Origin of the sequence: Prevotella ihumii (assembly GCF_900155655.1) — a bacterium.
Lineage (GTDB): Bacteria > Bacteroidota > Bacteroidia > Bacteroidales > Bacteroidaceae > Prevotella > Prevotella ihumii.
The window spans coordinates 495,084-518,811 of sequence record NZ_LT706987.1 but is presented as its reverse complement, the minus strand read 5'-3'; the positions used below and the strand labels follow the sequence as shown (position 1 = coordinate 518,811).

The 23,728-nt window shown below is 47.2% G+C and carries 15 protein-coding genes and 3 pseudogenes; 9 read left to right on the top strand and 9 right to left on the bottom strand.

The window, feature by feature from the left end:
• The first annotated feature begins 9 nt into the window (after positions 1–9).
• The 7 genes and pseudogenes from CZ367_RS02350 to CZ367_RS02320 all read left to right on the top strand — a co-directional run bounded on the left by CZ367_RS02350 (position 10) and on the right by CZ367_RS02320 (position 15,547).
• Positions 10–1,767: a thiol-activated cytolysin family protein gene (locus tag CZ367_RS02350; RefSeq protein ID WP_084793468.1), complete on the top strand. Its 1,758-nt coding sequence runs from the start codon at positions 10–12 to the stop codon at positions 1,765–1,767.
• Positions 1,768–1,936: 169 nt separating this feature from the next.
• On the top strand, positions 1,937–4,801 hold the full coding sequence (locus tag CZ367_RS02345; RefSeq protein WP_077195528.1) for a C10 family peptidase: 2,865 nt from the start codon (positions 1,937–1,939) through the stop codon (positions 4,799–4,801).
• Positions 4,802–5,325: 524 nt separating this feature from the next.
• Positions 5,326–6,519: pseudogene (locus CZ367_RS02340) on the top strand (DUF4099 domain-containing protein); the annotation flags it as partial.
• Positions 6,520–6,533: 14 nt separating this feature from the next.
• Positions 6,534–6,893: pseudogene (locus CZ367_RS02335) on the top strand (hypothetical protein); the annotation flags it as partial.
• A 20-nt stretch (positions 6,894–6,913) separates the two neighbouring features.
• Positions 6,914–8,998, top strand: coding sequence for a type IA DNA topoisomerase (gene topB, locus CZ367_RS02330; RefSeq protein WP_077195525.1), 2,085 nt, complete (start codon positions 6,914–6,916; stop codon positions 8,996–8,998).
• 94 nt (positions 8,999–9,092) lie between these two features.
• Complete coding sequence (locus CZ367_RS02325) at positions 9,093–13,586, top strand: DUF2958 domain-containing protein (RefSeq protein WP_077195524.1); 4,494 nt, start codon at positions 9,093–9,095, stop codon at positions 13,584–13,586.
• A 722-nt stretch (positions 13,587–14,308) separates the two neighbouring features.
• The gene (locus tag CZ367_RS02320) at positions 14,309–15,547 is read left to right on the top strand and encodes a TonB-dependent receptor (RefSeq protein ID WP_004359037.1); all 1,239 of its coding nucleotides are present in this window, start codon (positions 14,309–14,311) and stop codon (positions 15,545–15,547) included.
• On the opposite strand, the gene erm(F) is transcribed toward CZ367_RS02320, so the two are convergent.
• The gene (gene erm(F), locus CZ367_RS02315) at positions 15,535–16,335 is read right to left on the bottom strand and encodes a 23S rRNA (adenine(2058)-N(6))-methyltransferase Erm(F) (protein WP_002682030.1); all 801 of its coding nucleotides are present in this window, start codon (positions 16,333–16,335) and stop codon (positions 15,535–15,537) included. The genes CZ367_RS02320 and erm(F) overlap by 13 nt on opposite strands.
• A 193-nt stretch (positions 16,336–16,528) precedes the next feature.
• Between erm(F) and CZ367_RS02310 the strand changes: the two are divergent.
• Positions 16,529–17,510, top strand: a pseudogene (locus CZ367_RS02310) (IS30-like element IS4351 family transposase).
• A complete protein-coding gene (locus tag CZ367_RS02305) occupies positions 17,507–17,764 on the top strand; it encodes a hypothetical protein (RefSeq protein WP_004359029.1) in 258 nt (85 codons plus the stop codon). The pseudogene CZ367_RS02310 and the gene CZ367_RS02305 overlap by 4 nt, the downstream one beginning before the upstream one ends.
• Positions 17,765–17,982: 218 nt before the next feature.
• On the opposite strand, the gene CZ367_RS02300 is transcribed toward CZ367_RS02305, so the two are convergent.
• The 8 genes from CZ367_RS02300 to CZ367_RS02265 all read right to left on the bottom strand — a co-directional run bounded on the left by CZ367_RS02300 (position 17,983) and on the right by CZ367_RS02265 (position 23,450).
• The gene (locus CZ367_RS02300) at positions 17,983–18,402 is read right to left on the bottom strand and encodes a plasmid mobilization protein (protein WP_004359027.1); all 420 of its coding nucleotides are present in this window, start codon (positions 18,400–18,402) and stop codon (positions 17,983–17,985) included.
• A gap of 192 nt (positions 18,403–18,594) precedes the next feature.
• On the bottom strand, positions 18,595–19,104 hold the full coding sequence (locus CZ367_RS02290; protein ID WP_004359024.1) for a DUF3408 domain-containing protein: 510 nt from the start codon (positions 19,102–19,104) through the stop codon (positions 18,595–18,597).
• Entirely contained in the window at positions 19,092–19,406 is a 315-nt protein-coding gene (locus CZ367_RS02285) for a helix-turn-helix domain-containing protein (protein ID WP_004359023.1), read from the bottom strand. The genes CZ367_RS02290 and CZ367_RS02285 overlap by 13 nt, the downstream gene beginning before the upstream one ends.
• 20 nt (positions 19,407–19,426) lie before the next feature.
• A complete protein-coding gene (locus CZ367_RS02280) occupies positions 19,427–19,696 on the bottom strand; it encodes a helix-turn-helix domain-containing protein (protein ID WP_004359021.1) in 270 nt (89 codons plus the stop codon).
• A gap of 380 nt (positions 19,697–20,076) precedes the next feature.
• Positions 20,077–20,265 carry a hypothetical protein gene (locus CZ367_RS14685; RefSeq protein ID WP_144005928.1) on the bottom strand — a complete coding sequence of 63 codons (189 nt, stop codon included), beginning with the start codon at positions 20,263–20,265 and terminating at the stop codon, positions 20,077–20,079.
• A 94-nt stretch (positions 20,266–20,359) separates the two neighbouring features.
• Positions 20,360–20,845, bottom strand: coding sequence for a DUF1896 domain-containing protein (locus CZ367_RS02275; protein WP_004359020.1), 486 nt, complete (start codon positions 20,843–20,845; stop codon positions 20,360–20,362).
• A gap of 55 nt (positions 20,846–20,900) precedes the next feature.
• Complete coding sequence (locus tag CZ367_RS02270) at positions 20,901–22,184, bottom strand: site-specific integrase (protein ID WP_004378883.1); 1,284 nt, start codon at positions 22,182–22,184, stop codon at positions 20,901–20,903.
• A gap of 12 nt (positions 22,185–22,196) precedes the next feature.
• Entirely contained in the window at positions 22,197–23,450 is a 1,254-nt protein-coding gene (locus CZ367_RS02265) for a site-specific integrase (RefSeq protein ID WP_004359018.1), read from the bottom strand.
• Positions 23,451–23,728: the final 278 nt, after the last annotated feature.

Below are 23,728 nucleotides of genomic sequence, written 5' to 3'. Positions count from 1 at the left end.
TAGAACAATATGAGAAATAGAATTTTACTCAGTATGCTGCTCGTGGGTGGCGTATTGTGTGCGAATGCACAAAGTTACGTCATGAAGGTGAAAACCAAGCAGGGCGAGGAGAAAACGTTTGATGCCACGGATATAGAGCGTGTGTATTTTGAGAAACAAGTGGGTGGCGGAAGTAACATGCTTAGAGGCAATGACGTGAAAGAGTACCTCAAGGGATTGCCGTTCGCACCCGGCATGGCAAGGGACAATGGAACGCCCATCCAGCCCGGAACAGGGCAACCTGAAATCGTAGGTACTCCAACCGTCACACCCGGTAGCAGGGACAAGGTAGACGGCATACCGGGCTATTGGGTAACGACAACGACGAATTACAAGTTGAACAATACTTTCAACGAAATGATTTTGCTCGACCCAAGAACAGACATCATTTATCCGGGATGTGCGCTCAAAGGCAACTCTATCATCAACGGCACGTATGCCACCATCTCCGACTGCGAGTTAGGCGAGGTTACTTGGACGCTCAACCTCAATCCAGAGAGTGAGGCAGATTCCCACTCTTCATCCTTCACTGTGAAAAATCCTCGTTACAGCGACTATCAGCAAGCTCTCAACAAATGGGCAACCATCGCATATAAGGAAGGTTCTAACATCTTGCTGGAGTCTGTAGAAAAAGTAAATAGCAACGAAGAGCTGGCGATAAAGCTCGGTTTGGCGGTAAAAAGCCCCATTGTTGACTTCGCTGCCAGCTTCGGCTTCAACTTCTCCAAGAAGAAGAATCACATCCTTGCCAAAGTTATCCAAAAAGGTCCGAGTGTCATCGTTGACGCACCAAGAAAGACCCCTACTATCTTCCAGTCGGTGGACAAGACATACTTGGAAAACTGTCAGCCGGTCTATGTGTCTGCCATCAACTACGGACGCATTCTCTACCTGTGCATTGACACGGATGCCGACGAGAAGGACGTGCAGCAAGCACTCGACATCGCCGTAAAGAAAATTAAGGGTATTGTGGACATTGAGGCGAACGATGAGATAAAGTATAAGAAGATTTTGGAGAACAGCGACATCCACATCACAATGCTCGGAGGCGGACAAACCTTGCAAAACCAAGTGGCAAGTGCCAACCTCGAAGCCGTGAAGACATTCCTCGCACAGCGAGTTCCTTTCAACCAGCTGCACCCAGTGAGTTTCCAGCTTAGGTTTGCCGTTGACAATTCTTTGGCTCGCGTGCAGGCATCAAGCACCTACAGCGTTACACGTCGTGAATTTGTACAAGACTTCAAGAAGGCGCGCCTCGTCTTCCGTGTCGATGCCATCGACGGCATGGGCGACGGACACTTCCGTGACAAATATGCACAAATCAGAGGCGACCTGCTGATGTACCTTGAGGGCGACCCAGAGATGAAGATGAGAACGTTGTGGAAAGCAGGCAAACTGCCCGACTTGTACTACGACAAAGTAAAACAATACTTTGACACCAAGACCACTGAATACTTCGAGATTACAAGAGAGCAAGGTGAGACCGTGGAAGATATGTGCGACAGGTGCTACTTGTCATTTGTATCAAATCTCGTCAACAAGCACCAAGCGACAGCTACAAGGGTAACAGAAGCCAAGTACGGCGTAGCGCCGTCAAGTTTGCCACTGAGCAGCATTCTTGAACACCACAAGACCAAGGAACCTATCGTCTTCACGCTAACCACGGAGGGAAGCAACAGGATTGTTAAGCTCTACGTCACCGTGGATAAGATAAGATACATGGAGTAATCCAAAGAAATATTTTTCTGAATTAAATGAAACTATCCGTCGGACTTGCTCATTTTGCCGCCAGCCTCACGACAGGGCAACACAAAATCTGCCAAGAGTCCCTCGGATAGTTTCTCTTTTCTCACATCGTTTTACCATTGTTCAGTCAAACAATCTTAAAAGTTTTTCTATGAAACGATTATTACTCTTGCCACTGTCCTTGATGTTGTGCTTGCTGGCAATCTCTGCCCCCATAGGCAAGGACAAGGCACTACGCATAGCACGCACCTTCATCGGCGCACAAGGCTACATCGGTGGGCAGAACATATCCGTGGCATACAGTCCACAGAGTGCCTCCAGACACCACACGACAACTACCACGCGTGCCGTCACACGCACCAACGAGGGGCAAACCCTCTACTACGTCATCAACAACGGCACCGACAAAGGCTTTGTTGTCGTAGCAGGCGACGACCGTGTCGTACCCATCTTGGCATACTCCAAGGAGGGAACGCTCACACAAGAAGCCATCATGCGACACCCCTCCATACATTGGCTGTTTGAGGAATACCAGCGACAAATCCAATGGGTACTCAGCCACCAATCACACGCGCCAGCCGCCGTGCCAACCCGAGCTGCCACCGACCGTGCGGACATAGAACCATTGCTCGGCTACGACAGCAACCGACGTCAACAGCTGCCTTACCCCATATCGTGGGGACAGGCGTGGCCATTCAACCTATACGCCCCCAACTACAAGTACAACGGAACCATATACCCCACCGTGGCAGGTTGTGTGGCAACAGCCATATCCACCGTGCTGAGATGGCACAAGTGGCCCAACCACCCACATGGAAGAACCGAATATTGGTGGAAAGGACAATACCGGATGCGACTCAACTTTGACGGAGTGGGCAGGGAGAACGCTGCCTACGATTGGAACCAAATGCCTGCGGCAATTACGGGCGGAGGCTACGATAGGGCAACTCGCACCATGCTCACCGACACACAGGCGGACAACATAGGACGGCTCTTGCGTGACGTGGGCTATGCCGTGCAGATGGACTACAATCCAGCCTTCGTGGGTGGCAGCGGAGCCTATGTGTACAATGCACCCGACGCACTGACCAACCACTTCGGATACAAGAAAGACGTGCGCTTCCTCGAACGCAACAACTACAGAAAGGCGGCATGGCTCGCACATATCCACGCCGAGCTGAAAGACTACGGTCCTGTGGTCTATGCTGGCTTCTCACAGGGCGGAGGTCATTGTTTCGTCCTCGACGGTATCAAAGCCAACGGCATGGTGCATGTCGATTGGGGCTGGAACCGCTCACAAAATGGTTGGTACAACCTCGATGTGCTACAACCTGGAGAGGAGGGCATTGGTGGCGGAAGTGGCGGATATGCCTATCACCAGCAAATGCTGCGCTACCTGCAACCCGACAGACAACAGCCCGATGAGGAAGATAACGAGGACGAAGAGGAGCAACCCGAACCCAAGAACGTGCAGCTATTCATCCCCAACACTCAGAAACCACACCACACCATCAAGCAAGGTGACAAAGCCACCATCGAGATAACCGTGGGCAACAAGGGCAACGACAACTATGTGGGGCAGATAGCCCTTGCCGTGTACAAGAGCGAGACCGACCCACACTCTCAGCTGGTGGACAGGCAAACCACGCTCATTCGAGCTGCCAGCCAACGTGCGATAACTTTCAGCGTGAACACTGACGACCTCGCCCCAGCCGACTATCATCTCGCTATCTGCTATGTCAAGGATGCCAAGTTCGTGGCGTTGCAAGAACAGGCTGGCACGCTCACCGTGCAGGACGAGCAACCCACGCCAACCCCCACGCCTGAGATTGATAAGCCCAACATCATCGTAACGCTCCAAACCTTTGCCTACGCACAAGAAGGCGAGCGCATCAAGATACCCTTCTCCGTGGTCAACAATGGCGGCAAGTATGCTGGCGATATCAAACTCTATGCCATGCCAACCACGTCAAGCCATGCCACACCAGTACTGATTTCAGCGGGCAGCACCACCATTGAGCGAGGACAGAGCATGCGCTACACCTTCTACACCAACGAAGCTTTTGCAAGGCTCACCAACAGCGAGGCTACCGATGAGGGAACCAAATACTACCTACTGCTGGCGTTCCACCACCAAGGGCAAGATTTCTACGCTCCTCTCGGACAAGACCCAGCCAACAACCATGTGGGGCAACTCACCATACGCACTGCCGAGAAACCTGATCCAACACCGCAACCACAGCATGGCGACATCACGCTGCGCACGGCATATTTCAAGCAGGGCGATAGCTGGTTAGGCTCAGACTATGCCGTCACCTACCAGCGACAAGGCAGTCTCACGGTGCGCTACTCGCTCTACTCACGGACAGGCTACAAGGGCGACGTTTGTTTCTATCTCACCCAAGCCTCGGGCAGTCCCTACCCAGCCACCAACATGTATCTGCGCCGCAATGTGGTGATGCGTGCAGGCTATGGCTACTTGGACGTGGTTTTCCCTACAGCATCGTTGTTGCAAGGCATGGCTTATGCCAATTTGCAATACCAAGTAGAGGGCGACGAGCGCATGTATTTCAGAGCCACCAGCCAAGTGCCGTTCTATGTGCGCAACTATTCCTACTACGACTATTACGAGCCAGACGATGATGACGGGCTGCCCAGTGCGGGGCAAGGGCAGCAGACGCACGGTGCCACTTTCGACTTCCAGCACGACCCTCTCGCCTATACCAAAGCACAATCCATAGGTAACGATGAGCCAAGCCAAGGCGAGAACATCAGCACCTCTATCTTTGCCCCCGAGCAGAGTAGGTCGCTTATCGTCTCACCAGAGATTGTGGCAGGTTGTCTCACGCTCATCGTTCCTCAAGCCTGCGCTATGCGCATCTATGCTTCCACTGGGCAATGCGTGGCAACCGTGTCGCTCAGAGAAGGAACCAACAGTGTGGAACTGGCACACTTGCCCAGCGGCATCTATATGGTGTGTACTGTCTTTGGTAACGCTAAAATCGTCAAGCCATAGCCCCGTTATGCATCACACACATAGCAGCCACAAGCGGTTGCACTTACAGTAGAATAATCTTTATAAACAATCTATCATCAGGATAACCTTTATAAACAGGATAGGCAACCACAGATAGACGTGAGGTATTGAAAGGGGGCGTTTTTCTGAAAAGAAAAACGCCCCCTGTATTTTACCCAATATTCTTCTATATGTCGACATGTACGACTCTGAGTGACGACATGTACGGCACTACACGTCGACATGTACGGATCTGAGTGACGTTACTCACGACTCTGACTGACAACACTCACGGTTATTGGCGGCAGACAATCGGGCTACCAACCAAAAAGGCATTGTAGATGTGCTTTCTCATCCATAGGCTTTCTCTTTATAGGGAACGCCTTTTTTGTTGGCGCAGCGCATCTTCCCCTCATTTTATTTCCCACCATTTCCCACCTTTACCTCCCCGTGTGCGCGTTTGGTTTAATCAATTTAATTTTGCCAATATATAACATTATATATTCATCAAAATGTAATAATTTATGGAACTAAACAACAATGACAACTATGTGCTGGTATTGGAAGACCGCACGGAAGTGAAGAACGAGAAAGAGACAGGAAAACTCTCTGTAGTTTCAGGTATTGACGACAAGGGCAAGCTTCAAACAACCGAAGCCAAAGACGTGCATCAGACTGCCTTTTTGAAGTTCAACAACAAGGACGGTTTGCTGAAGAACTTCATGACCAATTTCCTCAAACAGTTTAACGAGCCGTCCCGTTTTGGACTCTACAAAGTAGTGGCTAACAACGTGGAGCAAGGTGTGGCATCGCTCCAAACAATGTTACAAAACCGTGAGAAACCTGAGAACAAGCAGCAGTTGGCAGACACTCAGGTGTGCTTTGATGATTTCCTGCCCAAGCAGAAGAATGCCACCGCCATCGACGAGTCAAAGATTGATTGGAAGCAGCTTGACAACCTCGGTCTTACCCGTGAGCGATTGGAGCAGAGCGGAGAACTTACCAAAATGCTCAACTGGCAGAAGAGCAATCTTGTAACCATCGCCATTCCGATGGGCGATACCACCATCTACACCGATGCCCGTTTGGCATTCCGTACCGATGGCGAGGGTAATATCGGTTTGGCAGTTCACCCGCTTCGCAAGGAGCCACAGCTCGATTTCCCTTATATGGGACACAAGTTTTCTCCAGAAGAGAAAGAGCAACTTCTTGCAACGGGTAATCTCGGTAAGACCATTGAGATTACGCCCAAGAATGGTGAGCCATTTGCCGCCTACGTTTCCATTGACCCACAGACCAACGAACTCATTGCCCTGCGTGCCGACCGCGTGAATATCCCCAAGGAAATCAAGGGTGTTACACTTTCTGATGCACAGTACAAAGACCTTGTAGAGGGCAAAGCCGTGAAAGTGGAAGGAATGACCGCCAAGAGTGGTAAATCCTTCAATGCTACCTTGCAAGTCAATGCCGAGAAGAAAGGCATCGAGTTCATCTTCGAGAATAAGCAAGGCTTGAAGGAGCGACAGCAGCACTCTCAGCAACAAGGCGCACCACATAAGCTCTGCGGTTTGGAACTCTCAGCGAAGCAGCGTGAAGCATTAGACAGCGGTCGCACACTTTATCTGAAGAACATGGTGGACAAGGAAGGACAACCCTTCAATGCCTATGTCCGTATGGATAAGGAGCAGAACCGCCCGCGTTTCTACAAATGGAATCCTGACAAGAAGCAAGATTGGAACTCTCAGCGAAGCAGCGTGAAGCATTAGACAGCGGTCGCACACTTTATCTGAAGAACATGGTGGACAAGGAAGGACAACCCTTCAATGCCTATGTCCGTATGGATAAGGAGCAGAACCGCCCGCGTTTCTACAAATGGAATCCTGACAAGAAGCAAGAGACCGGCAAGGAAAAGGTGGTAGCCGTAGCCGAAGAACACAAAACACAGGTTGCCGTGAATAATCACGGTAAGACCAACGAAGCCACCAAGAACGTGAAGGAGCCGTTGAAGACCGGGCAGACACAACCTACTGCCGCCCAAAAGCAGAAGCAGGACGAAAACAAGCAGAAGAAGTCCCGTGGACGTAAGATGTAACCCTTAATCCTTTACCGACTATGACAACTTGTATTATCGCCGAGAAACCCTCGGTAGCCAGAGACATTGCCCGTATCGTTGGGGCAAATAATAGACAAGACGGATATATAGAAGGTAACGGCTATATGGTTACTTGGGCAATGGGACACCTCATTACCCTTGCCATGCCCGAAGCCTACGGTTTTGCAGCCTATAAAGCAGAAGACCTGCCCATCCGTCCCAATCCCTTCCAACTTATCGTGCGACAAGTGCGCAAGGATAAGGAGTACACATCAGACCCCGCAGCACTCAAGCAACTCAAAGCCATTCGAGTTTGCTTTGACAAGGCTGACCGCATCATCGTAGCCACCGATGCCGGGCGTGAAGGTGAACTCATCTTCCGCTATATCTACAACCATTTGAACTGCCACAAACCTTTTGACAGACTTTGGATTTCCTCCCTCACGGATAAAGCCATCCGTGAAGGACTTTCCAATCTTAAGCCGGGAAGCCATTACGATAATCTCTATTACTCTGCCAAGGCAAGAAGCGAAGCCGACTGGCTTGTGGGCATCAATGCCAGCCGTGCCCTGTCCATCGCTCGCAAAGGCGGTTACTCTTTGGGAAGGGTACAGACCCCGACACTCGCTATGGTCTGCCGTCGGTACATAGAAAATCGTGATTTTTCTTCCGTCCCCTATTGGAAACTCTCCGTAGCAGCAGAGAAAGAGGGCGTATCGCTGAAAGCTGTGAGCAGTAGTGCATTTGACAATGAAGCCGATGCACAGTCCGCTCTCGCCATGCTTCGCGAACAGAGCCGGCTTACCGTGACTTCGGTCGCAAAAAAGGTGGGACATACGTCGCCACCCCTCTTGTTCGACCTTACCTCCCTACAGAAGGAAGCCAACCGAAAGCACGGCTTTTCAGCAGATAAGACCCTCTCAATCGCACAAAGCCTCTATGAGAAGAAAATCACGACCTATCCCCGCACCGGCAGTCGATACATCAGTGAAGACGTTTTCGAGGAAGTACCCACTTTACTTGGCAAGATAGGCACTGCACTTCCGACACCACTTAACCGCCACTCGGTGGACAACGGCAAGGTAACTGATCACCACGCCATTATCCCTACGGGTGAAACAACATCGGGACTATCGACAGATGAAACGACCATCTACCAAATGGTAGTCCATCGTTTCATCGAAGCCTTTTCTCCCGATTCAGAGGAGGAGAGGATGCAGGCGGAACTGACAGACGGTACAAACACCTACATTTGGAAGGCGTGCCGAAGTATCTCCTTGGGCTGGAAAGCCGTGCAGCATAGTACTGGCACGAACGATGAAAAAGGCAAAGAGGAAGAAGAACAGACTTTATCCGTATTGCCCAATCTAATAGAAAACGAGGTGTTACCACTGCTTTCTTCAGAAATTACCGAGCACAAGACCAAGCCCAAACCGCTCTATACAGAAGCGACTTTGCTTTCTGCTATGGAAAACGCAGGGAAAGAGGTCGCAGATGCAGAAAGTAAAAGAGCAATGGCAGAGTGCGGCATCGGTACACCAGCCACTCGTGCCAATATCATCGAGACATTGATTCTGCGAGACTATATCCGAAGAGAAAAGAAAACGGTAGTCCCGACAGAGAAAGGCTTGGCAGTCTATGAGATTGTCAAGGATAAACGAATTGCCAATGCAGAGATGACAGGCTCGTGGGAACTGACCCTTGCCGCCATCGAGGCTGGACAAATGCCACCCGAGAAGTTCGCACAAGGCATCAACTCCTATGTGGAGACGATTTGCGAGGAACTCCTTGCCCTTGCTCCACAGGTACAAAAGTCCTATCCCACCTACCACTGCCCCAAATGCAGCAATGAGAGTGTGGGCATCTATGCCAAAATTGCGAAATGCAGGCACGAGGGCTGCGACTTCCACATCTTCCGTGAAATCTGCGGCACGTTCCTTTCCGAGGACAATATCCGTGATTTGATAACTACCGGGCGAACGCCTATCCTCAAAGGCTTGACGAGCAAGGCAGGCAAGAAGTTCAACGCACGTCTTGTTCTGGGCGAAGACCATACCACCGCCTTTGAGTTTGAAGGAAAGAAAGGCAAAGCACGAGGAAGATAACTCTCACAGAATCGGAGATAAAACAAATTAGTTGGAAGATAGGAAAAATTATCTTCCGACTAATTTTCCCTCTCCATCTTAAAACAGAAAAATTATGGCATACAATAAGAAAGCAGTCTTGGAGGGCAATACGGAAGCCATCCGTGTGATCCTCCGATTAGAGAAAGAACGCCGTGAAGCCACCGAAGCCGAGAAAGTCCTGCTCAGAGGTTATCAAGGTTTCGGTGGTCTGAAATGCGTGTTGAACCGTTGTGATAATCCCGATGACCTCCGCTATTGGAGCGCATCGGAGCAAAACCTGTTCGCGCCTACCCAAAGGCTCAAACAGATGATTTACCGTGATGCCGTCGATGCCAGCACCGCCAAACGCTATTGGGAGAGTATCAAGGCAAGCGTACTGACCTCCTTCTATACCGACACCCGTATCGTCTCCGCCATTGCCGAAGCCCTTAGTGCTGCCGACATGCAAGTAAGAAGGTGCTTAGACCCTTCAGCAGGTATGGGAGCCTTTACCGAAACCTTTGCCAAAAGTGCCGGTATGGTCGATGCGATGGAGAAAGACCTACTGACGGCGCGCATCACACAAGCCCTTCATCCTTACGGCAAGGATAATATCTTTGTTCGGCAAGAACCCTTTGAAGCCATCGGAGAACTGGAAGAAAAGGACAAGTACGACCTGATTACCAGCAACATCCCCTTTGGCGACTTTATGGTTTATGACCGTAGTTATAGCAAGGGAGAGAATATCCTTAAACGGGAATCCACCAGAACCATTCACAATTATTTCTTTGTAAAAGGGCTGGACACTATCAAGGAGGGCGGACTTCTTGCATTTATTACCTCGCAGGGTGTATTGGACAGCCCCAAGAATGAAGCCATCCGCCGTTACCTCTTGCAGAATAGCCGTCTTATCTCCGCCATCCGCCTACCTTCGGGTATGTTCTCCGAGAATGCAGGTACGGATGTGGGCAGCGACCTGATTGTCCTGCAAAAACAATCGGGCAAGGAAATTGGTGAGGGCATCGAACAGCAGTTTGTACAAACCGCCTCTGTTCCCAAAGGCGACGGCTTTTCTATTGCGTTTAACCATAACTCCCTCTTTGAGGGCGAATGGAAGGATATTTCCCACCGCACGATTGCCACAGAGCGCACGATGGGTACAGACCCTTATGGTAAGCCCGCTTGGGAATACACGTTTGACGGCAGTATCGAGGATATGGCTGACAGCCTGCGTACACAGCTCTCTTTGGAAGTGGAGCAGCGTTTCGATCGTAAACTCTATGAAACCGGCATACCCATGACCGAGGAGGAATGGCAGGTACACGTGGACAAGATGGTGCAGAAAGTGCAAGGAGGTCTAAAAACAGAACAACCACCTCTGTTACAAGAATCCAAGGATAAGGAGGAAAAGAAAGAGGATAAGGAAGATGAAAAAGAAGAAGAAAATGCTTACAATTTGATGCCCGACAGCACTAAGAAGCAACTTCCCAAACTCTATGCAACGGAAAAGCAACTCATCGGCGACCGCACAGCATACGCTCGCTACTTTTTCCCTATGGGAGCCTATACCGCCTATATGCTGGAATACGACCCCAAGGAACGCATCGGCTTCGGAGCCGTTACGATGGGCTATGGTTGGGAACTTGGGTATATGTCCCTCAAAGAAATGGAGGAAGTCAAGATACACGGATTGGGTATAGAACGGGACTTATACTTCAAACCCACTAAATTGCACGAGATAGCAGAACTGGAAGAGATTGTCAGAGGACAATACACTAAAGAACCCATCATTGAGGAAATCAAGGATGAAAGCCGTCAGGAAGTGCAGAAACCTGTACAGGAAGACAATCAACCACAAGCAATGGTAGAACAAGTCGAGGAGGTTTTGAAAGTCGAAGAAGCTGCGCCAGTTTTACATACAGAGCCTGAAACCGAACCAGCCCCAGAAGGTGTCCCCGTAATTACCCTTCAAAGACAATACGAACAAGAAAGCCGTGAAATTCGCACAGACGTGGAAGCCCCACGCGAGATGAACGGTCAGACGGTATTCTTTGATGAAGACCATCATCCGATTATGGATAGCACTATAGAGACAGAAGCCATGGAACAGTTCTTGTTTGCCCCAGAGGAATATAGTCTTTGGACACAAGATGTAGCCCGTGTAAATAATGAAATCAAAGAGGCTGCTCAACAAAAGAAGGTCAGCGATAACCAACCACTTTCTGCGAGCAGGCAACCCAAGCCGGCAAGAAGCACGCCAAGCAGTTCCCGCAGAAGCAAGAAAACTGCATCTGCTCCCGTCAGAGAGCCCTCGCTCTTTGACTTTATGGAGGAAGCCGAACCTCGCAAGCCACAGCCCATAGCAGAGGTTAAGAAAGAGTTTGATGCTTCACCGCGTCCGTTCCTTTCTTCTCCCGACTCACATTTGCGTGACGGCTCGATAGTCGTACAGAATGGGCAGGTAGGTTTCCTGTCTGACTTGAAACGACATCCTACCTTCAACCCGATGGACTTACCCTTTGCTCAGCTCTCACGGCTGAAAGCATATATTGAGATTAGGGAGAGTTATCACCGACTCTATGATTATGAGGCGAACAACCAAGCGGAGGACAAGGAAGAGCGTGAGAAACTCAATCGGCTTTATGACGGCTATGTAGGTCGTTGGGGGTACTTCAACCAGAAGACAAACACCGATGTCATCAAGATGGATGCCACCGGAGTGGAAATGCTGTTCTTGGAACGCTCCGAGAACGGCAAGTACATCAAGGCGGACATCTTCGACCATCCGACGGCTTTTTCCACCTCCGAACTGTCCATAGCTTCAGACCCGATGGAGGCATTGGGCGCATCACTCAACAAATACGGCACGGTGGAGCTTGACTATATGAGTTCTTTGCTTCCCGATATGGAAGAGAGCGATATGCTTTCTGCTTTGGAAGGACGCATCTTCTACAATCCCGAAGAGGACAGCTATGAGGTAGCCGACAAGTTTATTTCTGGCAATGTGATTGAAAAGGCGGAGCGTATCGAGTCGTGGCTCTTGGATCATCCGGAGCATGAGGAAGCGAAACAGAGTCTGACTGCCCTGCGTGCCGCCACTCCCACGCCCATTCCCTTTGCTGATTTGGATTTCAACCTCGGTGAACGCTGGATACCCGCGAAAGTCTATGGCAAGTTCGCCTCGGAGTTCTTCGAGACGGACATCAGGGTGAGTTATCATTCTAATATGGACGAGTATGCCATTGGCTGCGACCAAAAGAACGGTAATATCTGGCACAAATATGCTGTACAAGGTGAGTTTAGACGCTATGACGGACTCAATTTATTGAAGCACGCACTTCACAATACCATTCCTGACATTAACAAAAGCAAGACCATACTTGATGCGGAGGGTAATGAGAAGACGATTAAGGTTCGTGACGGTCATGCCATACAGATGGCAAATGCCAAGATTGAGGAAATCAGACAAGGCTTTGTAGATTGGCTCGGACGGACACCCGACACGTTCAAGGAGCAGCTCTCTGACCGTTACAACCGCCTTTTTAACTGCTTTGTGCGTCCCAACTTCGACGGTACGCATCAGTCGTTTCCCGACCTCGACCTTAAAAGATTGGGCATACAAGACCTTTATAAGAGTCAGAAAGATGCCGTGTGGATGCTGAAGACCAATGGAGGTGGTATCTGCGACCACGAGGTCGGTGCAGGTAAGACGCTTATCATGTGTACAGCAGCCTACGAGATGAAGCGGTTGGGATTGGCTAACAAACCGATGATTATTGGACTCAAAGCAAATGTATTCGATATTGCCGACACTTTTCGCAAGGCTTATCCCAATGCCAAGATACTCTATCCGGGAAAGAATGACTTCAGCAAGCAGAATCGCCAACGCATCTTCAATGACATCAAGAATAATGATTGGGACTGCATTATCCTCACGCATGAGCAGTTCGGCATGATACCGCAAGCATTGGAGATACAAGAAGCGATTTTGCAGAAAGAAAAAGATTCTGTAGAAGAAAATCTTGAAGTGCTCCGTATGCAGGGAGCGGACATTTCCCGTGCCATGCTCAAAGGCTTAGAAAAACGTAAGCAGACCTTGGAAGCCAAGTTACAGGACATTCAAGACAGCATTGCCGAGCGCAAGGACGATGCCGTGGACTTTAAGATGATGGGTATTGACCACCTTTTTGTAGATGAAAGCCACCAATTCAAGAACCTGATGTTCAATACTCGCCACGACAGAGTGTCGGGCTTGGGCAATCCGGATGGCTCACAGCGTGCGCTCAATATGCTCTTTGCCATTCGCACCATACAGGAGCGGTCAGGCAAGGACTTGGGAGCAACTTTTCTTTCGGGAACTACTATCAGTAATTCGCTAACAGAATTATATTTGCTCTTCAAATACTTGCGCCCGCAAGCCTTGGAGAAGCAGGGCATTAACAGTTTCGACGCATGGGCTGCGGTCTTTGCCAAGAAATCGACTGACTACGAGTTCTCCATCACAAACGACATCATTCAGAAAGAGCGGTTTAGGACATTCATCAAGGTGCCGGAGCTTGCCTCGTTCTATGCGGAAGTATGGGAGTAGAAAGCAGAAAATGGCATAAAACTCATATCTGACTGAAATACAGCGGATATTGCTTGTTTCTTCTTAGGGTTGCATCATAGGAAACAGGCAGAAAAGGGAGCGAAAAGGAGGGAGTTCAGTTACCAAATCGTTCGAAAAACGATAAATCGCAAATCTCCGCATAAAAGTAATGGGGGTGAATGTAATCGACTGATTACTAATAAAAAGCAGAATATATAATCTGATAAGGTGAACGACTAAGAAACGAGCGAGTTTCTTTCCCTTTCTTTATTCTGCAAAGTCTCAAAGAACTCTCTGTTTGATGTTGCAAAGATAGCGATATAATTCATATAAGCAAAGTATTTACGTTGTTTTTTCAATGAAAATCAACCTTAGACATTTCTAATTCTATAAAATCGCCATTTTAAGGTATTGCATATATCTATGAACAATGGTAATTTTGCAAAATGATAATCAAAAGAATTCTTTTAATCTTCATCATTCTACTTCTGCTGTTTCCCACTGCTAATGCTACTATTTTGAATTTAGTTGTGGGTGATACTATATACCCTACTCGAAAACATGTTTCTTCATTACATAAAACGATAGAACTCGATGAAGTTCAAGTTATTGGACAGCGGAAATTGTTTTCCATAAGAAAAGACACCACGTTTATCAATACTGATTGCCTTCGAGTAAGGAAAGGTGCTAACTTGGAAGACTTAATCAGGAATATTCCGGGCATGGAATACGACAAGGCGAACAGGCAACTATCATTCAAAGGAAAGCCATTGAACGGCGTAAACATCAATGGCGAGACCTTTATGGGCAACGACATTATCGCAGCGTTGGAGAATATGCCAACCGATGCAGTGGAACTACTGAAACTGTATGACATGCTCAGCGCATTGGAGAAAATGACGGGAGTAGATGATGGTGCCGACAATTATGTGCTGGACATCAAGACCAAATCTACCTACAATGGCAGCCTGACAGGAACACTAACGGCTGAACACGGCAATCGCGACAGACGCAGGGATGAGGTACAGGGCAATCTATTCAATGCCGATGGCGAAAACACCTCGCTGACTTTGCGCTCTGACAATCTTAGTAATATGAACATTGGGGGAAACAATTTCCAAAACATATTGTCGGGCAATATCGTGAAGAAATTTGGTAAGAAAATTACGCTCAATGCAAGCCTCTCACTCAATGCCTTCCACAATGGAAGCGAGAATCATGACTATGATGAGCAATATCTTTCATCGGGAACAAAATATCGGGAATCAATGCTGCTTTCCTTGAGCAAGAATCACAGTAATGCCGCAAACATAAATCTGCAGTATAACATAGACAAAAAGACTTTGCTGAATATAAGTGCAAATGGAAACTTCGGACGGTCAGACAACCTGACTGACAACACAACATACCTATATGAGCGCAATACGGCTGCGGACACGCTGACCTCGGGAACGCTGCGAAATAACACAAAAAGCAATGGAAAGAATTACCATGTATCTGCCGACCTCACACGGCGGATTGGCAAGGCTGGGGCATCATTTACCGTGAAGGCGACACTTGGCGGTAACTCGAATGAAACTAATAATACCAGCCTTTCACTGACGAAATTCCACCACCTGCGCAACGCTGTGGGCGGAGATTCACTACTGTTGCGCAATCTTTGCCAACAACTGCCCACCCTGCGCAACGAAAGCAGAATATCATTGCAATATACCCATCCTTTTGGCAAACAGTTGAAATTGCAGACAGGGTACGGACTGCATCACGAAGAGGATAGAAACACAAGCAACACTTACGACTATACTATACCGAATAGACCATACATAGATAGCCTAAGTTATGAGAACACACTATCTATATGTGGGCAGGAACTCACCCTGAGAATGGATTATAAGGGTAAGCAATGGAAGATAAACAGTGGCATTGATGTAGACCACCCGACTTTGAACTACGAAGGATGAAATTTTTCAGGGACAACTTCCAGCATTTCCAAAAAACAGTTTAACCATTGACTTGGAGACAAACAAACAATTTGAGCATTAAGGTTTAAACCGAATTTTTCCGAAATTGACCTGACCTGACTTTTCCTGAAAATCGACTTTAAAGCTGTTTTTACAGATAAATCAGGTTTCTCTAACAGACAGGAAATAAATGCTAAGTATTTGGCTTTAAACTTAAAATCAAAAAATAAGTGTTTTCTTTTAATGTTTAACAGGGCTGATTTGACAGTTGGCGGTGGCAAGAAACTTTCAGGACCTACCTCATAGACAAGTTTCAAATCAAAAAAAGTATGATAGAAAACGGTATATGGATTGTAAAGCTTCCTCGAAAATAACTTTTGTGTAGGTTCTAATTGAAGGACAATGGAACCTCCCAGAAAATTTCCAAGACTCTCAAACATCAGGATTTTGAAAATATCGGAAGTAATGCCATAAGGAATATTTGACACCACTTTGAAAGGAAATTTCGGAACTGCAAAATTCCTAAAATCACAACCGACAACTTGAACATTTCGGGCATCAGAAAATAATTTTCGTAAATGTTCAACCAAAGCTGTGTCGTTTTCAATAGCAACAACATTGTTGGCGATTTTTAATAAATGAACAGTAAGAAACCCCTTGCCTGCCCCAATATCTAAAACCGTATCCTGATTACTTATATTTGCTTGTCTTATTGCATCTTTTATTAGCACTTTATCAATAGTAAAGTGCTGACCCGTAAAACGAACGGGCAATTTCTTTTTTGTCATTAGTAACTTCTTACAGGTGAATACTTCTTGAGTTCAACTTATAAATGCAACTTTTTGGGTGCGGATAATAAGCAATAAAAACATTTATTTTTCAGAGAGGAAAGAGAGACAATGTCCCCCTTTCTCTCACTCTGAATGGATAAAGTTTGCTATCTTTGCTTTAATTGTCCGTCCAAAGAAAAAAAAGTTGCAGATGAGCAAACATATAACCGAGGTACAAAGGTATGCAATTTTCTATGATGTTGCAAATACCGATGAGCAAAAAAGCAATAGCGGAAGCTATCGGAGTAGATAAAAGCACTGTTTACAGGGAGATAAAGCGCAATTGCGACGCCCGAAGTGGTAGCTATAGCATGGAGCTTGCCCAGCGAAAAGCAGACAGGCGCAAGCAGCAAAAACATCGCAAGGAAGTGCTTACACCGGCAATGAGAAAACGGATAATAAAGCTGTTGAAGAAAGGATTCAGCCCGGAGCAGATTGTCGGCAGGAGCCGCTTGGAGGGAATTGCGATGGTATCTCACGAAACGATATATCGCTGGATTTGGGAGGATAAGCGGCGGGGTGGCAAACTGCACAAATATCTTCGCAGACAAGGTCGCAGGTATGCCAAACGTGGTTCTAAAAATGCAGGGCGAGGATTTATCCCAGGCAGGGTGGATATTGATGAGCGTCCCGAGATAGTGGAACTGAAGGAGAGATTTGGTGATTTAGAGATAGATACAATTATTGGTAAGAACCACAAAGGTGCCATTCTTACCATTAACGACAGAGCAACAAGCAGGGTCTGGATACGCAAGTTGTCGGGAAAAGAAGCCATCCCGGTAGCTAAGATTGCAGTATGGGCACTGCGGAAAGTGAAAAACTTAATACACACAATTACGGCTGACAATGGAAAGGAGTTTGCAAAGCACGAGGAAATTGCGCAAAAATTGGAAATAAAATTCTATTTTTGCAAACCATACCACTCATGGGAACGTGGTGCCAATGAAAACACCAACGGGCTTATCAGGCAGTATATCCCAAAGGGTAAGGACTTTAGTGAAGTAACCAACAAACAGATTAAGTGGATTGAAAATAAACTCAATAATCGACCTCGTAAAAGACTTGGATACCTCACGCCAAACGAAAAATTTAAACAAATTATTAATCAGAATTCTGTTGCATTTGCAAGTTGAATTCAGCTTATAATAAGAAAGGAGATGAAGAATTTACTTCCCAACAGGACATTTTATTCCCTAAAGTGTTTGATGTTGATGGCATGCGAGTTTTTATTTATTGGAAACTTCCACATCCTGTGGAAAAGCTCTATCCATATGTTGATTACAAAATACGGAAAATTTCAAAAGATACGTTAGTTATAGGGGATTATACAGACTTTGTGTTTGTTAATGGTCATGGTAATGCCCCAAATCGGGAATTGTCAAAATAAAAAAATAATAAATGTGGGGTAATACTCCAAATCGGGAGTTATTGAAATAATTATCTGATTATCAATGTACTTTCCAAAAGATAAAGTATTAGGGCAGAGTGGAAAAATCGTTGAAACTGGTCCTATGTAATCGTTCAAAGTGACCCTTTTGTATCATCCAAAGAGGGATTGGACATTCGCGGTACGATACGAGTATGGGTGTTATGATTTATCAGCATTCATTCTTCTCTACTCCCAAAGGATTTTGTCAGTTGTACTGCTTGCTGTTGTAGTCTGATGAGAATTTGGGAATAGGTTTCGAGTTTGCCGAGCAGTTGTTGAGCAGTGGCAACAGAATGATAAGTATTGAGGACTTTCACGACTTCGTTGTACAGAACTCCTATCTTATGAGCCAAGGCAACGATTTCTGAGAGTTTCTCCAAGTAAGGTTCTTTTGCAGGGTCTTGGGTGATGACCTTAAAAGATTCACCAAGAAGCCTTGCTCGGACAAAGTCGCTCTTTGTCTTTGCTCCCGACTTGCGATAGAGTCTGATAAGTTTCTGCTGGTCTTCGGAATTAGGTATTCTGATGTGCCATCTGTCCCATCGTGGGCAGGTGGCACATCTGCCGTCTGGCTTCTTTTGTTTTTGCTTCTTCATTGCTTTCTAATCACGACTTTGGAGTGATTTAATCCCCTTTCGGGGCAAGGGTCTTTGTGGTACAAATGGCAATTTGTGGTACAAAGACACACCTTGCTGATGTAGAAAATGGGATTATAAGCCCCTGCTGTGTTACTGCATTCATTGAATACAGTAACTCGGCGTAGGCTTGCATTCGAGGAATGCAGTAATTCAGAGTTTCCTCCATCTTTCCACATCTTCCTTGTATTGGTCGAGGTGTTCCCGCAGTACCTGTTCGACATATCCCGAAACGCTCGCTCCATGCTCACCGATTCTCCGCACCACGAAGTCTAACTTTCGTTGGGTTTCCTCTGATACATACACGGCTTTGCGGTGGCTGTTGCGAAAGGGCTGGAGATATTTCCCCTGAAACTCGGATAATTGCTTTCTGTCCTTTGTTTTTCCCATTCTTTGATGAAATTCTTCGGTAGAAGTAGCCCTTTCTGTTGGCGACAACGCTGTTTCTTGATAGGACGGTTGAGAAAAATCCTTGTTACTCTCCTTGTCATTTTGTTCCTCAACTTTATCAACAGGCTCAAACCTTCTCTTTTCCTCTTCATAATCGAAGGGCTGGTCAAAATCGGGTAACTCTTCGGGCTTGCGGAGCTTAACGCCATAATTTCCCATATCTCTAATGGCTTGTTCCAAGCGTTGTTTCCTTTTTTCATCTATTCTTGCCATAATTTCTTGGGTATCGGGTTATAGTGTTTTTCAAGCATGGCTTGTATGTCGCTCTGCTTGTAGAGTATCTTCCCTCCGATTTTGTAGAAAGGAAGCGTTCCTGAGTTTCTGTACTCTTGGAGCGTGCGTGTACTGAGCCGTAATTGGCTGCAAACCTCCTCACCCGAAAGGTAAACCTCACCATTCAGCATCGGACGGGCGGTAGAGCAATACCGCTCCAACTTCTTCAAAGTGCCTTCCATCAGTTGTGAAAACAACTGCATCTGAGGGTCTTCCCGCGTAATGATTTCATTCTCTGCCATAATTCATTCATTCTTTGATTTCAATCCTTGACTGCATTCAGCATTTCACAGATGTCGGTCTGTTTGTAATAACACTTATGTCCAATCATGGAGAAAGGGATTTTGCCCGTATCTCGGTATGATTGTAGGGTACGCTTGCTGATGCCTAAACGCTTGCACACGGCTTCGTTGTCGAGCCATTGCTCGGTCTTGGGAGGATTACCGATGAGTTTTTCCACACGATGGATAAAGTCTGCAAATTCGGAGCGATGTCGCTCCCACGCTTTGCGGTCGATGATAATGAGTTTCATTGCCTTAATTTTGTTTTGATTACTTTATTGTTACTCAGCAAACAAACTGTTATGCAGTCCATTGCCGTACTTCTCGGGTGCAAAAGTAACCCCTCGGAAGCACCACTGCAAGAAATGAGGATAAGCAGGGAAATAGAGAGAAAGCAATAGAAAAACAAAGGAAATCCGTCTGTGTTATTGCGGTAATGAGATGAGGTGCCGGCTCGTTCCTTTTATTATCTTGTTGTTTTATCGATAATTCGATAGTTCGACAAATCGAGATGTCGAAGTGTCGATAGATAGTTTTATCGATAGATTATTTTGACGATATATAGTTTTGACAACAGATAGTCATGACAACAAATTGTACAAACAATAGATTGTCCGTATTATCGTCAGTCCTATCTGTTGTTAGTTGTTACGCCTTGCGTCCAAAGAGCCTGAGTATGCCGTATTCTTGTCGTGCCTATACTCTCTACGGCAGCCCAGCCCTGCAAGGTTGGGAGAGATGAATACGACCGCATGGATATAGAAAATGGCAATACCACCTTGAAACAGAGAAATCCTGCGGTGGAGATTCTTCTCTCCATCCGCAGGACTCGACCTTGTCAGGGCAGACAGGCTGCCGTTGTACCTTTGCACGATAAGAAACGGCATCAGGAACTTTGCGTGCGCCGCCTTTGCCTACAACGCCTTCAGGCTTGCTTCCTCCGTCAGTCTGACCGTTGGCAGATTGTTGCTCTCGATGAGCAGCACTATCGTGCCTGTCAGTTCGGTGTAAAGACGGCCGTATTGCTCGTCAGAAGCCAATGTGTCCGTCAAACCGAACTTGTCGAATGTGGCTTGAACAGCCTTGTTCGACAACAGTATAGGTACGAGTTTCTCTGGGAGCGGTGCAGGAAGTTCCCTTTCAAACTCGTTTTCCAACACGGATATAAGCGTATCGTACTTGGAAAAGTGCAAGCCTTGATACAATGCCTCGCTTGCCATGCTCTCCGCTTCAATGTGTGTAAAGCCTTGTGCTACAGCATCGCAGTAAACTGTGAGAGCCATATCTGCCCGTGCAGTGATAAACTCCGTATCTTGCAACTTTTCGGGGTGATGCTCACTCATGTAACTTCTTAACTTCAATCGGAAGTAGGAAAGTTCCTTTTTGTTCTTCTGTTTCATTGTTTTTCTTGTTAAAAAGTTGGACTTCTTTTTTTTGAATCATTCATTACGGCTGTTACATCCCAATTATGGGACTTGACTTTTTCGGTGTTCTTGACGGACACAGCCGTAAGGCTTTACGCAGTACCCTTGTATGCTCACTACCCATCAGGGGTTGCATTTCCTTGGCAATCTTGCTCTTGGTCACCCGTGCATAAATCTCGGTCGTGGAGATGAAGCGATGCCCCAGCATCTTGCTCACCGTCTCTATCGGAAGTCCGTTCTCCAGACAGATGGTCGTGGCAAAGGTGTGCCGTGCGGTGTGCGAGGTCGCTTGAGTATGCGGTGGCAGTCCTGCCTTAATACATATCTCCTGAATAGTTCTATTGAAATTACTGTTGCTGGGAAACTCTCGAAAGAAAAGCCCCTCCCTTCGTCCGTGGCTCACAATGGCGAGTATTTTCTCGGCAACGGGCAGCAACGGGACAATACTTCTGTTCTGTGTCTTTGTTCGACAGAGCGATATGTACCTACGCCCATCCCCGAATGTATAAACATCGTCCATTCGGAGTTTCTTTAAGTCTGAGAATGCCAGCCCCGTGAAACATCCCAAGAGGAAAATAAGTCTGCAATGGTTATCTGTCGAGCGGTGCGGACGGTAAGCCAAGAGTTTTTGCAGGTCGTCCGCCGTAAGTGCATTGCGCTCGTAGGTAGGCGTTTCTATGTCTATGAGTTCAAAAGGGTCTTCACGAACGTATCGCTCCTGCAATGCCTTGCGAATGACCTGATGCAAGTGGCGTAGGCGGTTGCCGACACTGCTTTCCTTGTTTCCCAAGTCCCGAAGCATAAAAAGGCGATAGTCCTCAAGCAAAGTCTTGTCCACCTCTGTGGGCATACAGTCTGCCCTGTCCCTTACTTGCAGGAAATGAACAAAACTCTTGTAGCTGTCCTTAAAAGCCCTGACAGTTGCCTTGCTTAATGTTCTGCCCTGCAATTCCTCCTTGTATTCACAAACGGATTGATATAGCTCCGTAAGTGTTGGCATGGGGCGACTTTGCTGCATATAACGCTCCTTGAGGTATTCCGCCGTGATATAGTTTTCTTCCCTTAATGTACGTTCATAGAGTGAATGCAAGCACTCTTCTATTGAGTTCAGTTGCAGATTGATGCCGCTTGAATTACCTGTTGTCGCCTTGATGCACCCTTTTCGGGCAAGCCACTCGTCGGGGGAAGTTTGCAACTGCGTGGAAAACGATGAGGACGTTCCATTACAGGTGATACGGCAACGGATTACGCATAGTCCGTCTTCATTGGTCTTGCTTCTATCTATGTAGAATAGTATGGCAAATGTACTTTTCATTGTTCTGCGGTTTTAGTTGGTCAGTTGATAATGTGCGAGTTGTGGAAGTATTTTCTCTATGTCCAGAAAGACACGCTCGGGAGATGTCTCCGCATACACTTGCGTGGTTTTGATTTGACTGTGTCCGAGCATTTTGGAAACGCTCTCAATGGACACGCCCTCCGACAGTGTCATCTGAGATGCGAAGGTATGCCGTGCCATGTGATAGGTCAGCGTTTTCTGAATACCGCAAAGCCGTGCTATCTTTTTGAGGTGTATGTTTACCGTGTCGCATCCGGGTATGGGCAGCAGATACCCCTTGGGCGGTTCGTGTCGGAAAGCCCTCGTGTGAATGCCCCGATAACGCTCGATAATGGCAGTGGCTTCGGGAAGTAGGGGGATGTGGCACACGTTGCCCGTCTTTATTCTCGGCTTGCGTATCCAAGTCATTCCCGCTTCGTGAAAGACGTGCTGCTCCGTCAAGTGATACACGTCGGTATAGGAAAGCCCCGTCAGGCAGGAGAAAAGGAACATATCCCTCGACACTTTTTCATAGCCTTGCAATTTATCTTCTCCCAAGGCTGCGATAAGACCTACCTCCTCCCTTGTGATGTAACGTGGAGTACCCACTTCCCAACGAATGGAATGGTTGATGAAGGGATAGGTGTCAATGATGTGCCGTTTATGCAGGTCTTTGAGCAAGGAAGCCAGCATGGAGAGATAGCCAGCCGAAGTGTTGAGCTTGAATCCCTTTTCTTTGGCGAAGTAGTCCTCCAAGTCTTTGATAAAGGCGATGTCGGCTTTCTGCACGGGAATATCCTCCACACGGTAGCGATACCTGACGAAGTTTGCCAGATGCTTGTGAAAGAGCAACAGGCATTTTAGTCTGCGTTCGCTGCGGTCTATGCCCACACGCTCACGGAAGCGGTCGATATACTCGTCTGTATGATGCAGCAGTCCTTGTGACTCACTGTTCAGTCCGAATACAAGCTCCCGTACTCGCTCTGCCGTGATGGGAGCATCGGATTTACCCGAAAGAGACTCATAAACCTTGTGTATGCTCACCTGAAGGCGGTCAAGTTCCTTGTTTACCGATACGGCTTCGGCACTCTTGCCCAGCAGTCGGTTTTTGCGACTGTCCCACAAACGAGGAGTACACGAGCATTTGCAACTGAACTGTACCATAGAGCGTCCTGCGCTGATGCGTCCCATGATGGGACTTTTTCCGTTTTTGTCCTGCGTACCTCTCTTGAGGTAGAAAAGCAGCTTGAATTTTTCTTTTTCCATTGTTTTTTACTTGCAAAATTACACTTCTTTGAGGAACTTTGAACGATGCAAAACATTGATAATGAAAGAGAAAACTCCGTTTTAGTTACCACTTTCAGCCGTCCTTTTCCTTTCATCGTTTTTCGAACGATTTGGTAACTGAACTCCCTCCTTTTCGCTCCCTTTTCTGCCTGTTTCCTATGATGCAACCCTAAGAAGAAACAAGCAATATCCGCTGTATTTCAGTCAGATATGAGTTTTATGCCATTTTCTGCTTTCTACTCCCATACTTCCGCATA